At 55.4% G+C, this 14,468-nt stretch carries 14 protein-coding genes; 6 read left to right on the forward strand and 8 right to left on the reverse strand.

What is annotated here, in order from left to right:
* Positions 1 to 19: 19 nt before the first annotated feature.
* Entirely contained in the window at positions 20 to 1,006 is a 987-nt protein-coding gene (gene cobS / locus MWU61_RS02820) for a cobaltochelatase subunit CobS (protein ID WP_247126632.1), read from the reverse strand.
* A gap of 209 nt (positions 1,007 to 1,215) precedes the next feature.
* On the opposite strand from cobS, the gene MWU61_RS02825 reads away from it, so the two are divergent.
* Positions 1,216 to 1,704: a hypothetical protein gene (locus tag MWU61_RS02825; RefSeq protein WP_247126634.1), complete on the forward strand. Its 489-nt coding sequence runs from the start codon at positions 1,216 to 1,218 to the stop codon at positions 1,702 to 1,704.
* 54 nt (positions 1,705 to 1,758) lie between these two features.
* Here the strand turns inward: MWU61_RS02825 and MWU61_RS02830 are convergent, their stop codons facing one another.
* The gene (locus MWU61_RS02830; RefSeq protein WP_247126635.1) at positions 1,759 to 2,400 is read right to left on the reverse strand and encodes a J domain-containing protein; all 642 of its coding nucleotides are present in this window, start codon (positions 2,398 to 2,400) and stop codon (positions 1,759 to 1,761) included.
* Between the two features lie 78 nt (positions 2,401 to 2,478).
* On the opposite strand from MWU61_RS02830, the gene MWU61_RS02835 reads away from it, so the two are divergent.
* Positions 2,479 to 2,733, forward strand: a complete 255-nt coding sequence (locus MWU61_RS02835; protein ID WP_247126637.1) for a BolA family protein — start codon at positions 2,479 to 2,481, stop codon at positions 2,731 to 2,733.
* Here the strand turns inward: MWU61_RS02835 and MWU61_RS02840 are convergent, their stop codons facing one another.
* From MWU61_RS02840 to gatB, 4 genes are all read right to left on the reverse strand, one after another.
* Complete coding sequence (locus MWU61_RS02840; protein ID WP_247126639.1) at positions 2,734 to 3,159, reverse strand: DUF4177 domain-containing protein; 426 nt, start codon at positions 3,157 to 3,159, stop codon at positions 2,734 to 2,736.
* A gap of 62 nt (positions 3,160 to 3,221) precedes the next feature.
* On the reverse strand, positions 3,222 to 4,268 hold the full coding sequence (locus MWU61_RS02845; RefSeq protein WP_247126641.1) for a hypothetical protein: 1,047 nt from the start codon (positions 4,266 to 4,268) through the stop codon (positions 3,222 to 3,224).
* Complete coding sequence (locus MWU61_RS02850) at positions 4,265 to 5,074, reverse strand: hypothetical protein (RefSeq protein WP_247126643.1); 810 nt, start codon at positions 5,072 to 5,074, stop codon at positions 4,265 to 4,267. Before MWU61_RS02850 ends, MWU61_RS02845 begins: the two co-directional genes overlap by 4 nt.
* Positions 5,075 to 5,143: 69 nt before the next feature.
* Positions 5,144 to 6,655 carry an Asp-tRNA(Asn)/Glu-tRNA(Gln) amidotransferase subunit GatB gene (gene gatB / locus MWU61_RS02855; protein WP_247126645.1) on the reverse strand — a complete coding sequence of 504 codons (1,512 nt, stop codon included), beginning with the start codon at positions 6,653 to 6,655 and terminating at the stop codon, positions 5,144 to 5,146.
* 250 nt (positions 6,656 to 6,905) lie between these two features.
* Here gatB and MWU61_RS02860 point away from each other — a divergent pair, with 250 nt between their 5' ends.
* Both MWU61_RS02860 and MWU61_RS02865 read left to right on the forward strand, forming a co-directional pair.
* Positions 6,906 to 7,454 (forward strand): hypothetical protein, encoded by a 549-nt coding sequence (locus tag MWU61_RS02860; protein WP_247126647.1) that lies wholly within the window; start codon positions 6,906 to 6,908, stop codon positions 7,452 to 7,454.
* A 226-nt stretch (positions 7,455 to 7,680) separates the two neighbouring features.
* Positions 7,681 to 8,448 carry a transglycosylase SLT domain-containing protein gene (locus MWU61_RS02865; RefSeq protein ID WP_247126648.1) on the forward strand — a complete coding sequence of 256 codons (768 nt, stop codon included), beginning with the start codon at positions 7,681 to 7,683 and terminating at the stop codon, positions 8,446 to 8,448.
* Positions 8,449 to 8,516: 68 nt separating this feature from the next.
* On the opposite strand, the gene MWU61_RS02870 is transcribed toward MWU61_RS02865, so the two are convergent.
* Both MWU61_RS02870 and pepN read right to left on the reverse strand, forming a co-directional pair.
* On the reverse strand, positions 8,517 to 9,380 hold the full coding sequence (locus MWU61_RS02870; protein WP_247126650.1) for a lysophospholipid acyltransferase family protein: 864 nt from the start codon (positions 9,378 to 9,380) through the stop codon (positions 8,517 to 8,519).
* A 59-nt stretch (positions 9,381 to 9,439) separates the two neighbouring features.
* On the reverse strand, positions 9,440 to 11,995 hold the full coding sequence (pepN, locus tag MWU61_RS02875; RefSeq protein ID WP_247126651.1) for an aminopeptidase N: 2,556 nt from the start codon (positions 11,993 to 11,995) through the stop codon (positions 9,440 to 9,442).
* A gap of 77 nt (positions 11,996 to 12,072) precedes the next feature.
* Between pepN and MWU61_RS02880 the strand changes: the two genes are divergently transcribed.
* Positions 12,073 to 12,213 carry a DUF2256 domain-containing protein gene (locus tag MWU61_RS02880; protein WP_247126653.1) on the forward strand — a complete coding sequence of 47 codons (141 nt, stop codon included), beginning with the start codon at positions 12,073 to 12,075 and terminating at the stop codon, positions 12,211 to 12,213.
* A 108-nt stretch (positions 12,214 to 12,321) separates the two neighbouring features.
* Positions 12,322 to 14,454 (forward strand): malate synthase G, encoded by a 2,133-nt coding sequence (locus tag MWU61_RS02885; RefSeq protein ID WP_247126655.1) that lies wholly within the window; start codon positions 12,322 to 12,324, stop codon positions 14,452 to 14,454.
* The last annotated feature ends 14 nt before the right edge of the window (positions 14,455 to 14,468 follow it).

Consider the following 14,468-nt stretch of genomic DNA (forward strand, 5'->3'; position numbering starts at 1 on the left):
TTTCGATAATGCCAGCGGTTTAACCCAACGACATGCTGGCCGCTGATTCTGGCAGTTCTTCGTCGAAGCAGCGCTGGTAGAATTCGGCGACTGTTTGGCGTTCGAGTTCGTCGCATTTGTTCAAGAAGGACAGGCGGAATGCGTAGCCAACGTCTTGGAAGATGCGTGTGTTTTCGGCCCAAGCCAGAACAGTCCGAGGTGACATCACTGTCGACAGATCGCCGTTCATGAACGCTGTTCGTGTCAGGTCCGCGACTGTCACCATCTGTGAAATTTGCTTGCGACCGTCTGCAGTGTTAAAGTGCGGTGACTTTGACAACACGATTGCTGCTTCCGCGTCGTGGCTGAGGTAGTTGAGCGTCGCGACAAGGGACCAACGGTCCATTTGCGCTTGGTTGATCTGCTGCGTGCCGTGGTAAAGACCAGTTGTATCACCCAGACCGACAGTGTTGGCAGTTGCGAAGAGGCGGAAGGACGGGTGCGGCGTGATGATCTTGTTCTGATCCATCAGCGTCAGTTTACCATCGGTTTCCAGCACGCGCTGGATCACAAACATCACGTCCGCACGACCCGCATCGTATTCATCAAATACGATCGCAACAGGGTTGCGCAGCGCCCATGGCAGGATGCCTTCGTGGAATTCTGTTACCTGCACACCGTCGCGCAGTTTGATCGCGTCTTTACCGATCAGGTCGATCCGCGAAATGTGGCTATCAAGGTTGACACGTACAGACGGCCAGTTCAGACGGGCCGCGACTTGTTCGATGTGCGTTGATTTACCAGTCCCGTGGTACCCTTGGATCATTACGCGGCGGTTGTAGCCAAAGCCTGCGAGGATCGCCAATGTCGTATCAGGGTCAAATTTATATGTGCTGTCGATTTCAGGCACGCGGTCAGTTTTTTCGGCAAAACCTTTGACCTTCATGTCGGAATCGATGCCAAACACCTCGCGAACAGAAATCTCTTCGGTTGGTTTTACTGGTGTTTCCATTGTGCCGTCGGCCATAATATCTTGCCTTCCAAAATCGCGCGTCTCTGTCCTGTCGGGATGCAACATAATGCAGGGGTTCGCAAGGGGAAGGGTGGCGCATTTGAGACCATGAATTGTACTGGCCCCAACGGAAAATGCAGACTGGTCGGATTTTTCAGTACCTTCGCCAACTTAAGGTCACATTTGTACAGTTTGAGAACACCAATTGCCTTGGAGTTATTCGATTGGCTGTACAATCAATTTTGTCGCAAATTAGTCGCGGCGAACGAAGTTTTATTTTTGCGATGATCGGCACCTCTATTTTGGGGGCTACGCTTTCTTGCGTTGCGGTCATGCACCTGTCTGAGACATCATCCGAAAGCCGGATATCAACTGCGATTACCTATTGGACATTACTTGCAGGCTGCATTGGGGGCGCGAGCGGGCTTTGGGCCTGTTATGAACGCTGGTTCGGCCACGAAGGTGCGAGAGGTTGGGCGTCGGCGCTGATCGGCGCATTTATCACCAGCGGTATTGGATCGGTGATTGCCGGCACTTTGATTTTGCCGTTTTACGGGACCATGTTCGGCCCGTTCCAGTTGATCATGTTGATCGTTGCCTACCCAAGTCTTGGCCTGATCTGGCTAGGCATGTTGATGTGCGCGCATGGGTTGTTGGGGCAATGGCGGCAAGAGCGCGACAGCATCTTCCGGTCGGGTCAGTTTTCAGCGTAACCGCCCAAGAAAAAGGGCCGCTGAATGCGGCCCGATGTCTTGGTCTTTTCCGTCTTAGTCTTTCTCGCGGAAATGTTTGCTGGCCTTGATCTGATCCCATGCCCAAACGACTTCGGACAATTGTTCTTCTTGGCTCCGGTCCCCGCCATTCATGTCGGGATGAAGAACCTTGATCAACGCTTTGTATTGCTTGCGAATCTGTGGCTTGGACTGGGTGTCCTTGGCTTCCAGAATTTCGATCGCACGGCGTTCGGTTGGCGGTAGGCGGCGTGTGCTGCCCAGTTTCGCGTTACGCCCCGGGTTCTGGGTTGCGTTCTGGCCCAGCACCTGATGCGGATCATCAACCCCCAGTCGTGCCCAAGCCCGTTCTTCTTCGGACCGTTTGAACGGCTTTGTTGGCCGTTCCCAAACTTTGTCTTTGGCCTGCTGGGCCATCAATTCAGCCTCGGACGTGCCGTCAAAGAAGTTCCACTTTAGATTGTATTCCCGCACGTGTTCTTGGCAGAACCAGAAATAGTCATCCATTGTGTCGGGTGACTTTGGCGCACGGAATTTGGCCTGCTCTTGGCAGCCTTCATGTTCGCAAACGCGTTGCGATGTCTCTGATGCCCCTGACATCCCCCGTCGGCCGCGCGGATTTTTCTTCTTCGCGCTGGAGACGGACATATCAAAACCAAACGGATCATCTTTCTTCATGTCACGCGACTCCTTGTCTCATCGAGGTGCAGACAATAAACCTTTGGGTGCAGGATAGAAGAGGTTAGGTGCAAAATAATGGGGCTTGAAGTCGAAATAATTGACGCGATCAAAACGAAGCTGAATCCGGCGTCGTTCGAGGTGATCAACGAAAGCCATCTGCATGCGGGTCACGCAGGCGATGATGGGTCCGGTGAAAGCCACTGGAAGATCGTGCTGGATGCGCCTGATTTGGCAGACAAAACGCGCATCGCACGGCACCGCGCAGTGCACGCGGCGCTGGGGCCTGACATCATCAACAGGCTGCATGCATTGGCGATTTCGTTCCGCTGATCAGTCGGATTTCAAGGGCGGCTCTGTCCGGCCTTGGTCGGCGGCCCCGTCAACCTTCATCATGTGATCCGGCGCTGGGGTTGGCACCGCAGGCGGCGCAGGTGCGACGTCTGGCGCGGCTGGTGATGTCGGCGGAGTGGGTTCCGGCGGCGCGAGTAACGCGGCAGGTTTAGGCTCCGCATCGGGTGCTGCGGCGGCCAGCGGCTTGCGGAATACCATCATGTTCTGGAAAACGGTTGTGCGGCCCGTCAGGCCAGACCGTTCTTCGGACGGGAGCGTATCGGTGCGGACATATTCCCACCCTTCGGCCCCGTATTCGTTCATGATGGTTTGCAGGGCATAGGCAAAACGATCTTCGGTGGATTTCACACCACGGGCCTTGAGGCCTTTTTTCGGTGCAGGCACCACTGCATATTCATACGTCATTCTGCGACCCTTGATAGACTGCGGGGTCTATAGCAGCGCAAAGATGATTGGCCAAGAGGCGGCTATGTGTGGGCGAGGATAACGTCACGCAATTTCGTGGCTTGAGTGCGTTGCATTAATTCCCGTTCTCGTGCAAAAATCTTCAGAGCGTCATCAATCGAATCTAAGGCCATCTGCCTGTGGTGGTCGGCATCTTTGCCCAAAGTTCGTTGCGAGAGTGTATGTGATGCCTCGGCTCGTGTTTGCATGACGCCTGCCCATTCAAATGGGGACGTTGTGCGATCAAGAGTAGAAAGCGCGTTGTTACACGCGACGGTTGCTTCTATCAATTGTTGTCGTCCGCTCGAACTTTTTCTGCGCTCGCCCAGACCCAGCAATGCCTGTGCCATAACATGCTGCGTGTCAGCTCTTTCTCTTGGAAATTCAATCGGCGTATATATCGTCAGAGCCTCAAGGCAGACACCTATAGTTTCGGTCATCAAAGTACTGGAACGCGTATATGCTGTTGTCGCTGCATTGAGCAATTTTTTCGCCAAGCGCAGTTGCATTTTGGCCCACGTCGGTTGAAACAGTTCGGTCCTGATGAGATCGACTGACTGCCGCTGTACTTCAATAGCTTTATCAAATAGAACCGAACGTGCTTTTTTCGGTGCACGCCAAGCAAGTTCCTCATAGTTATCGCTGGTTAGGCCCATGATGACGGATCGAGGATGCGGAGCCTCATGGGCCGTATAGTTTGACATCGCGGCTTCGCCGAGCACGATGGATTCGTGAAATAGGGCGGCGTTGTCGGTTCTTCTGCCTTCGTCGGTCAATGCAAACGCTAGTTCCACCTTAAGCCTCGCTATTTCGGCGGGGGGTGAATGCGATCTGGACAGTTCTTGCTTGAGATCCAATATCGCCCTCACGCCGTCGGTAATTTCTGCACGTTCGATTTGGCTATCGGAAAGATCGTAATTGAGGAGGTTCTGTTTGGTAAGATCCGCATCGCGGAAATTCGCGCCTCGGTAGAATGTGCGCGGATCAGTACCGGCAATCTTGGCAAGCTCGCCTAGATCATCAGTATCGGCGTGTAGAATGGCAAGCAGTTTGGTTTGCCAATCGCTCACGCCTCGTCCACCAAAATGATCTTATCTGCGATGAGAATGCGGCTATGTTTTTCGTCGAGGTCCGGCACATCGAGAAAACCTGCTTTGAACAATTCGGCCTTAATCAACTGTTCGGCCGCCGCTAGGTTTGCATTTCTGTTGTTCTTTTTCCGGAATAATGCTTGAGCTGCGGGATCTTTGTCTTCGAGGTCGAGGATTTCGATATCTTCGCGTGCGCACCGAATTTCTATTACGACGTTTGTCGCGTCAGGCGCTTCACCAGTTTGGTGTTTAAGGTTTAATCGCGGCGCCTCAACCGCATCCCAAGGACTTCCAGAAAGGTACCTGTCATCCACATCTGGATGAATTTTGAGTTCCCACCCAGCATGATCGTCGTCTGTCACGAAGTGCTGCTCGAGAAAGCGTTTCAACGCGACCTTGGATTCAGTCGTCGTTTCCTTTGACTTTTCTATGTTGCCAGACGCTGCGATATCTATGCTGGGATTTTGTCCGAATATTCCACTAACCCCAACTTTACCGGCATGCTTTTGAACGTCTTTTGACGTTATTATGCCAGTCGGGGATGTCACCGTTCGCGCGATCGTTCGTTTGATTACTTTTACAGGTTCAAGATGGGGAACCCGCAAAACAATCTCGGCACGCTTGAGCGCAACCTTAAAGCGCACTTTGTCATCGGAATTTTCGCCAAACGTGCCTTTTCGAAAAACAATATCAGCGTGCACGGTCGCAGTGCCGTTGTCGTCAAACTTGCTTATCCAACCGTCGATTGAGACTGCTTGGTTTAATGCTCTCGTACGGTTGTCCATGTCGCCTAACTCGGTAAGTACCAGTTAACGTTAGGCTCTGAGAAGGAGAAATGCAATTATAGCGCGAAGCTACAACCCCAACTTTTCGCTCACTAATTTGTTCACCGCCGCAGGGTTTGCTTTGCCGCCCGTCGCCTTCATGACTTGGCCGACGAAGAAGCCGACCAGCTTCGGGTTCACTTTGGCTTTTTCGACCTGCGCGGGGTTGGCGGCGATGATCTCGTCCACGGCTGCTTCGATAGCGCCTGTGTCTGTGACTTGTTCCATGCCTTCGGTCGCGACGATTTCTTCGGGGTCGCGGTCGGAGGTGTAGGCGATTTCGAACACGTCTTTGGCGATCTTGCCGCTGATCTTGTCGGATTTGATCAGGCCGACAATCTGGCCCAAACGTGCCGCTGAAATCGGGCTTTCGGTGACGTCTTTGTCGTCTTTCTTCAGGCGACCAAAGAGTTCGTTGATCACCCAGTTCGCTGCCAGTTTGCCGTCGCGGCCTTCTGCCACGGCTTCAAAGAACGCCGCGTTGGTCACGTCGGCGGTCAGCACGGAGGCGTCGTAGTCAGACAGGCCGAAGTCAGTCATGAAACGGGATTTCTTGGCGTCTGGCAGTTCTGGCAATTTAGACGCCAGATCATCAACCCAATCCTGTTCGATCTCGAGCGGCAGCAGGTCCGGATCGGGGAAGTAGCGGTAATCGTGTGCTTCTTCCTTTGACCGCATGGACCGTGTTTCGTTCTTGTCAGGATCGTAGAGACGTGTTTCCTGCACAACCTCTTTGCCGTCCTCGACGAGGGCGATCTGACGGCGGGCTTCGACGTCAATGGCGGCTTGGATAAACCGCATGGAGTTCATGTTCTTGATTTCGCAGCGAGTGCCGAGGTGGCTAAAGTCCTGCGTTTCCATGTATTTCTCGTACTGGCCCGGACGGCAGATCGACACGTTCACGTCAGCTCGCAGGTTGCCGTTTTGCATGTTGCCGTCGCAGGTGCCAAGGTAGCGCAGGATCTGGCGCAGTTTAGACACATAAGCAGCCGCTTCTTCCGGCCCACGGATGTCGGGGCGGGACACGATTTCCATCAGCGCCACGCCGGTCCGGTTCAGGTCCACGAAGGACATGTTCGGGTCCATGTCGTGCACAGATTTACCAGCGTCTTGTTCAAGGTGGATGCGTTCGACGCGCACGTTACGGGCTGTGCCGTCACCGAGTTCGACCAAGACTTCACCTTCGCCGACAATCGGGTGGTAAAGCTGGGAAATCTGGTAGCCCTGCGGGAGATCAGGGTAGAAGTAGTTCTTCCGGTCGAAGGCAGAGAACAAATTGATCTCGGCTTTCAGACCCAACCCCGTGCGCACAGCTTGTGCGACGCATTCTTCGTTGATGACGGGCAACATGCCGGGCATGCCTGCGTCCACGAAGGCCACGTTGCTGTTCGGCTCTGCGCCGAAAAGTGTGGATGCGCCGGAAAACAGTTTCGCTTTCGTCGCTACCTGCGCGTGGACTTCAAGGCCGATCACAAGCTCCCAATCATGCTTCGCACCAGCGATAACTTTGGGGGCAGGGGTGTCGTATGTCAGGTCCAACATGGGGTCTCTCCGTCAGGGTGTTGCTGCGTTCTAAGACAGGGGGCAGGCAGGGACAAGAGGATGCGGGGATTTGGGTGTTTTGTTGGTGAGATGAATGGCGGGTGGGAGCCCATTCTGCTTGATGCTGCGCATTGAACCAAGGTCGGCTTACAGGGTTCTGAGCGGCCCAAAGCACCGAGCCGCCTTGACACAACTTCCCACTATCATGTCATGTCTCATTTCAGGAATACTGAAGCGAAAGTAGCGGCAAATGGATCGAAATAAAGCGAAATGTATTATGTGTTCGCTAATGCTCTCAGCTTGCGCACCTGCTGTCGACGAAGAGCTAATCAGCTATTTTGATGCTGCCGAAGAGAATATGAGTGAGGCGCGCAAAGCCGTCGATATATGCCTGAGAACTTCAAACAGCTTTGCATGGGATCTTCGAGAGTCGATGTTTCGACAGGCGGGCTATGTCGAAGCTGTATTCGAAGATCCGGAAAGAGACATTGAGGAAATTCGGGCCGTTATTCTCATTGAACCGGAAACCGAGGTTGTGGTTCAACTAGGAGAAGTTGGAGGCAAGAGCGGCTGTATCGTTGGATTGAAGGGGATGTCTCCGCGACAAAGCCATGACCTCGCCCTACCTTGGGTACGTCATTTTGACGGTGTCTCAAACGAAGATAGGGGGCAAGGGCTAACGCATAACGCTATTCAAGCATGGCGAGGCGTTGGCACGCAGTTCCAAGTTTTCATCGCGGCCTACAAAACGTGGGAAATCCTCGAAACACAGGGTGCCGCGGTCCGTTTGTCACAATAATCCTAGGCCTTTCCCTCGCGCTAATGCGGACATAGGCGCAACTACAGCGAATTCACCCTTCGTCCGCATGGCCGTCGTCGAGGTGTCGCTCCGTTTTGGGCAAAGCGCAGCCTGCATCTGAAATTCCTCTTGCATTCATACACGTGCACAAGGCAAATTTTGCGCCATGATGAATGCCAAGACACTTCTGGGGGGGATTTTGGCGATTTGTGTGGGGGCCGCTGCCATGGCCGACACACCTGTCAGACCCTTCTCACGCGATGATGCTGCGACTTTGCAGGCCGAGGCCGTTGCAGATCGCCTTGCAGGGTTTCGTGTGCAGGCCCGTCCTGCCCACATGATCCGGTATCCGGCCATAGTGGAAACGGGTGAACCCGGCGTGCGCCCTGTCGCGCGATCCAGCTTTTTGCCGAACACGCGGTGGACCCATAAAGAAGGGTCCGATCTGTGGACCCGTGCTGCGATGACGGCGATCAGCGGGCATGGTGATGGGCTCGAATCACTTGTTCCGCGCGATATCAACACGTGGTGTCCTGCTTACGTCGAAAACGGACCCGAACAGCGCCGTGCGTTTTGGGTGGGTGTCATGTCGGCTTTGGCGAAGCACGAAAGCACGTATAATCCGCGTGCCGTGGGTGGCGGAAACCTGTGGTTTGGTCTGCTGCAAATCTATCCGGATACGGCACGCCGCTATGGCTGCTTCGCCCGCACGGGCGAGGCGTTGAAGGACCCCGAGGATAACCTGTCCTGCGCGGCCCGTATCATGAACGTGACGGTCGCTCGCGATAACGCGATTGCTGTGCGCGATAGCCGTTGGCGCGGCATTGCTGCGGATTGGGGCCCGATGTCGAACCGCAGCAAGATTTCGGAAATGGCCGCTTGGACTAACCGCCAAAGTTACTGCAAGCCGCAGGTCAACATCCGTCCACAGGCACGTCCCGCGGGTAATTGGGACGTGACCGTGTCCACTATGACAGCGCCTGCGAACGGGTAAGACCTGCCGCGCTTGGCGTTGTGCGTGCTTCTTTTGGTCTTAAATATCCCCGCCGGAGGCTCCGACGCTTAGCCTAGACGCGACAAAAGCGGTCGGGTCACGGCCATCATATCAATTTCTGGCGTCGGCTTTTCGCCGAGTAACAACGTGGCATCCCGCAGCACGGCGATGCCGTCGTCGGCTGATTTCGGTAGCGTGCGGCCTTGGATGTGCGGACCGACCGTGACTTGGAACGGCTGTTTGTGCTTGTTCAATGTCTCGTGGAACAACGTGATGTCGCGCAGTGTCGGGTGGATGCGGTCGAAGAGGTAGAACAGCGCTGAATTGCGGGCGCGGATGTTCACGGGCACGACGGGCAGGTCGAATTTGCGTGCGAGCATTGCTGCTGACGCCATCCATGGACGTTCCCATAGGCGCAGGCCGCGCCGTTTGGCCAGCCGCCCTGACGGGAAGATCACGCCGAGCCTGCCCGCATCCGTTGCTTTGCGGACGTATTGCATCGTTTCGCGCGCAGATGTGCGGCTGCGTTTTTCGAGCCGCCATTCAACGGGGCAGATCATGTCGTCCATTTGCGGTAGAACACGCAGAATGTCTTTGTTCGCGAAGAAATAGGTGTCCGGTCGTCTTTGCGCAATCAGGTGGTGCAGTATGATGCCGTCCGCGATGCCCGTCGGGTGGTTTGCCACGATCAATGCGGGACCATCTGCGGGGATATGACCCAGACCCGTTGCTGTCACGTGTTGGGACAGCATCTTTCCCATTGTGTGCATCACGTCAGCCGCAGATGCGTTTTCCAGCTTTTCGGCCAAGGCGACGGTTTCGCCGTACCCAAGTAGATGATCAAGCGACTGTTGTGCGATTTGCGTCAGTGCGGTGTTGCGCCCCAGCCAAGGGGCGCGTTCGTGGATCAGGGGATCAATGCGATGTCTCATGGGATGCACCATGTGGTGCAACCGTAACAGGCAAATGACAGATCACGGAGATGGGCGATCTACGCCGTATCGAGGATACGTGCCACCATTTCGCGTGTGTCGCCGGACAGGTTTGGTGTCGCTGCGATCCGGTTGAGCGCCGCCTTCATTTTGTCCTGACGCCCCGCATCATAACGTTTGAAGCTATCAAAGGCCGTGACCACCCGCGCGGTTGTTTGCGGATTGATCGCGTCTAGTTTGATCAGCCAATCCGCAAGCAGCGCATAACCGCTGCCGTCCGCGCGATGGAAACCGGCGGCGTGCCGCGCAAAGGCGCCAAAGACTGCACGGAACCGGTTTGGGTTCTTTTCGTTGAAGTCGGGGTGGGCGGCCAAGGCTTTGACCGTCGCGACTGTGTCTTCCGGTGCGCTCAGCGCCACTTGGAGGCCGAACCATTTGTCCATGACCAGACGGTCGTCGGACCATTGGTCTGCAAATGCTGCCAGCTGCGTTGTTTCGTGCCCGTTCCACAGCAATGCCGACAGCGCGCTGATTTGTTGCGTCATGTTGTCTGCGGTTGCGAATTGCTGGGCCGCTTGTTTGCCGCCATCAAGCCGCGAAATAAGACCCAAGACCGCGTTCCCCAAATCGCGTTTGCCCGCTGGTCCAGCATCAGGGCTGTAGTCTCCATCAACAGTCATCGCCGCATAGAGCGCGGCAAGGTGGTCCTGTAGATGTTCTGCTAAAGCCTGCCTGAGTGTTTGGTGGGCCAGATGGATTGCATCCGGATCAGGTATGACCCCCTGCATATGCAGCGCTTGGGCTGTTTCGGCTTGGCTTGGGAATGACAAAAGGAACGCGCGGTAGGCTGGATCAAGATCGTTGTCCCGCACGGCCACGCGCATTGCATCAAGGTAGCGCGTATCTGGTGCTGTTTCGTGCATCACCATCCGGCATAGAACGTCGGACACCAGTTTCCGGCCCGCGTCCCAGCGGTTGAAGGGATCACTGTCATGCGCAAGTAAAAGCGCCCGATCCGCGTCCGATTGCGTTTGTGACAGTGTGATGGGGGCTGTGAAGCCACGATTGATCGATAGGATCGGTCGGGCAGGAAGCCCCGCGATGACAACAGTTTTGACCGTATCGTCGAGGATCAGTAGTTGTTCAGCCTGCATTTCAGCCCCGTCTTGGCCGATCAACGCGTAGCGCAATGGGATAACGCGGGCGGGCCAATCGATGCGACCAAGCGCGTCAATGGATTGCGACAGGTGTAAGGTCAGGGTGCCGTCGTTCCATTCTTCGGTGACGGTGACATGGGGCGTGCCGGGATCGGTCCACCAGCGTGTGAACTGCGTAAGGTCCGTATCCATCGCCTGTTCGAAACAAGCGCGGAAATCTTCGATGGTGGCCGCGTCGCCGTCGTGGCGGTCGAAATACAGGTCAAGCGCTGCTTTGTAGCCCGTGTCACCCGCGAGGGTATGCAGCATGCCGATGATCTCTGCCCCTTTTTCGTAGACGGTCGCTGTGTAGAAGTTGTTGATCTCGGAAAAGCTAGACGGGCGGGGCGGGTGCGCCAGTGGTCCTGCATCTTCGCGAAACTGTGCTGCGCGCAGTGTGATCGCGTCGTCAATCCGTTTGACGGGGGCGGATCGCATGTCGGCGGTGAACTGTTGGTCGCGGTAGACGGTCAGACCTTCTTTTAGGCAAAGCTGGAACCAGTCGCGGCAGGTGATCCGGTTGCCTGTCCAGTTGTGAAAGTATTCGTGGGCGATGATCGCTTCGATCCGTTCAAAGTCTGCATCTGTGGATGTGGTGGGCGATGCGAGAACGCAGCTGGAGTTGAAAATGTTCAATCCCTTGTTTTCCATTGCCCCCATATTGAAGTCATCGACGGCCACGATGTTGAAAATGTCCAAGTCGTATTCACGGCCGTAAACATCTTCGTCCCATTTCATCGACCGTTGCAGTGCACCCATCCCGAAAGCGCATTTGTCTTCATCAGCCCCCGGGCGCACGTAGATGTTCAATGCGACTTTGCGGCCTGACATTGTTGTAAAGGACCCCGGATGCGCCACCAGATTGCCTGCGACCAGTGCGAAAAGGTACGCAGGTTTAGGCCACGGATCGTGCCATTCGGCCCAGCCGTCGCCGGACGCCTGCGGATTGCCGTTGGACAGTAGGACAGGATAGTCGCCTTCGATCCGCACGGTGAAGACGGCCATCACGTCGGGGCGGTCGGGGTAGTAGGTGATTTTGCGAAACCCTTCGGCTTCGCATTGGGTGCAGTACATGCCGCCGGACATATAGAGCCCTTCAAGCGCGGTGTTGGTTTCCGGCGATATCGTGACCTCTGCTTCCCAGATGAACGGGGCGTCGGGGGCGTCGCAGGTCAGGCCGTCGTCAGTAAGCGTGGGATCGACAGGCGTGCCGTCTATTTTGGCGGAGACCAAGTTCAACTCTGTGCCGTGTAGATAGAAGGTCTTGTCGGTCGCATCCGGATTAGGTTGGAACGCGATACGGCTGATCACGCGGGTCTGGGTTGGGTGGAGATGGAAGGTCAGGTGAACATCGTCGATCAGATAGGCGGGCGGTGTATAGTCTTCCAGATAGATGACGGACGGCGCGGAATCTTTCATGGGGCAGCCTTTATGATACGCAGGGTTGATCTAACTATTGGGAACCCGCCCCCGAACTGCAAGCGAAAGGCAGACCATTGGCAAAGATGCGCAAGAAATCTGATTTACCCCAGAAAATATGTATCGTGTGCGAGAAACCGTTCACATGGCGCAAGAAATGGGCAACGGTTTGGGACGAGGTCCGCTACTGTTCTGACCGGTGTCGGCGGGCCAAATGAAGGATTGGTCAAAAGATTTTACCAGATTTGTTGCCTATAGGAAACTTTTGTTCTAATGGTGATGAAAGCCGTGCTGCGGATACTCAATTTGTACTGAAAGGCCCGATTATGACTGTTTATGTGACACGTGATGAATTGCAAGTTGACCCTGTCCTTGCTGATTTTATTGAACAAAAAGCGTTGCCAGATACAGGCATTGCCCCGCATACGTTCTGGGCCGGATTGTCGGGCCTGATTCATGAGATGGGCCCGAAGAACCGCGCTTTACTGGAAAAACGGGCCGAAATTCAGGAACAAATCGATGGTTGGCACGTCGCGAACCGCGGTCAGGACCATGATCCGGTCGCGTACAAAGCGTTTCTGACGGACATTGGTTATCTGGTGCCGGAAGGGCCGGACTTTGAAATCGAAACCACGAACGTTGATCCTGAAATCGCAGCCGTGCCTGGTCCGCAGTTGGTTGTGCCGATCATGAATGCGCGGTTTGCGCTGAACGCTGCGAATGCGCGGTGGGGCAGCTTGTACGATGCGCTTTACGGCACTGACGCGCTGGGCAGCACCGCACCGAAAGGTGGCTATGACGCTGAACATGGCGCGAAAGCGATTGCATGGGGTCGTAAGCATCTGGACGATGTGGCACCGCTGGCCGAAGGGTCTTGGGCGGATATCGACGGGCTGTCTGTGGACAACGGCAACCTTGTGCCTGCGCTGAAAGACCCGAACCAGTTTGTGGGCGGCAATGCTGACGACAACGGTCTGACGGATGTATTTCTGCGCGCCAACGGTCTGTTGATTGGTGTGATCATTGATCCGGAATCCAACATCGGTAAAACCGACAAAGCGGGTATTGCGGACATCATGCTGGAAAGCGCGTTGTCGGTGATTATGGACTGCGAAGATTCAGTTGCCGCTGTGGATGGTGAGGACAAAGTTGTCGCTTATGCTAACTGGCTGGGTCTTATGCAGGGCACCTTGTCCGAGACTGTGACAAAAGGCGGCGAGACGTTTGAACGTGTCCTGAATGACGACATTGGTTTCACGGGTAAGAAGGGTCAGGAAATCCGCTACAAGGGTCGCGCATTGATGCTGATCCGCAACGTGGGTCATCTGATGACGAACCCCGCTATTCTGGACCGCGACGGCAATGAAGCTGGTGAAGGGCTGATGGATGCGATGATCACGACGATGATCGCGATTCACGATCTGCGCCGTCAGGGCGGGAACACGATTACCGGTTCTGTTTATGTCGTGAAGCCGAAGATGCATGGCCCCGAAGAAGTGGCTTTCGCTGACGAGATTTTCACAGCTGTTGAAAATGCGCTGTCGCTGCCTGCGAACACTGTGAAACTGGGGATCATGGACGAAGAACGCCGGACGTCCGCCAACTTGAAGGAATGTATCCGCGCTGCGAAATCGCGGGTCGCGTTCATCAACACTGGTTTCTTGGACCGGACCGGCGATGAAATCCATACTTCTATGGAAGCGGGGCCAATGGTGCCGAAGGGCGAGATGAAATCGTCTGCTTGGATCAACGCCTATGAAGACCGCAACGTTGATATCGGTCTGGCCTGTGGCCTGCAGGGAAAGGCGCAGATCGGTAAGGGGATGTGGGCGATGCCTGATCGTATGGCCGAGATGCTGGAAGCCAAGGTCGGCCACCCGATGTCAGGTGCGAACTGTGCGTGGGTGCCGTCACCAACGGCTGCGACGCTGCACGCCACGCATTACCACAAAATCGGTGTGCTTGATCGCCAGAACGAGATCAAAGCAGGCGGTGCCCGTGGCACGCTTGATGATCTGCTGACAATTCCTGTGGCACGCGGTGCGAGCTGGTCCGAGGACGAAATCACCCGCGAGATTGAGAACAACGCGCAAGGGATCCTTGGCTATGTTGTGCGCTGGGTCGATGCCGGTGTTGGTTGTTCCAAGGTGCCTGACATCAACGATGTGGGCCTGATGGAAGACCGCGCGACCTGCCGGATTTCATCGCAGGCGCTGGCAAACTGGCTGCACCATGATGTGGTAAGCCAAGAACAGGTGATGGCGGGTATGCAGAAAATGGCCGAAGTCGTTGATCGTCAGAACGCGAACGACCCGAGCTACATTCCGATGGCCCCGAACTTTGACACGGTGGCCTTCCAAGCGGCCTGTGATCTGGTGTTCCAAGGCCGTGTGCAGCCGTCTGGCTATACGGAACCAGTCCTGCACCGCCGCCGCCAAGAATTTAAAGCGCAAGCCTAACACACTCATCTAAA

This window comes from Loktanella sp. F6476L, from assembly GCF_023015725.1.
In the GTDB taxonomy this organism is placed as follows: Bacteria; Pseudomonadota; Alphaproteobacteria; order Rhodobacterales; family Rhodobacteraceae; genus Yoonia.

Excerpts from the sequence above, each read along its gene's own strand:
- MWU61_RS02885 (WP_247126655.1), top strand. The coding sequence starts at position 12,322 with ATGACTGTTTATGTGACACGTGATGAATTGCAAGTTGACCCTGTCCTT.
- MWU61_RS02840 (WP_247126639.1), bottom strand. The coding sequence starts at position 3,159 with ATGACGTATGAATATGCAGTGGTGCCTGCACCGAAAAAAGGCCTCAAG.
- MWU61_RS02860 (WP_247126647.1), top strand. The coding sequence starts at position 6,906 with ATGGATCGAAATAAAGCGAAATGTATTATGTGTTCGCTAATGCTCTCA.
- gatB (WP_247126645.1), bottom strand. The coding sequence starts at position 6,655 with ATGTTGGACCTGACATACGACACCCCTGCCCCCAAAGTTATCGCTGGT.
- MWU61_RS02830 (WP_247126635.1), bottom strand. The coding sequence starts at position 2,400 with ATGAAGAAAGATGATCCGTTTGGTTTTGATATGTCCGTCTCCAGCGCG.
- cobS (WP_247126632.1), bottom strand. The coding sequence starts at position 1,006 with ATGGCCGACGGCACAATGGAAACACCAGTAAAACCAACCGAAGAGATT.
- MWU61_RS02850 (WP_247126643.1), bottom strand. The coding sequence starts at position 5,074 with ATGGACAACCGTACGAGAGCATTAAACCAAGCAGTCTCAATCGACGGT.
- MWU61_RS02870 (WP_247126650.1), bottom strand. The coding sequence starts at position 9,380 with ATGAGACATCGCATTGATCCCCTGATCCACGAACGCGCCCCTTGGCTG.
- MWU61_RS02865 (WP_247126648.1), top strand. The coding sequence starts at position 7,681 with ATGGCCGACACACCTGTCAGACCCTTCTCACGCGATGATGCTGCGACT.
- MWU61_RS02835 (WP_247126637.1), top strand. The coding sequence starts at position 2,479 with ATGGGGCTTGAAGTCGAAATAATTGACGCGATCAAAACGAAGCTGAAT.
- pepN (WP_247126651.1), bottom strand. The coding sequence starts at position 11,995 with ATGAAAGATTCCGCGCCGTCCGTCATCTATCTGGAAGACTATACACCG.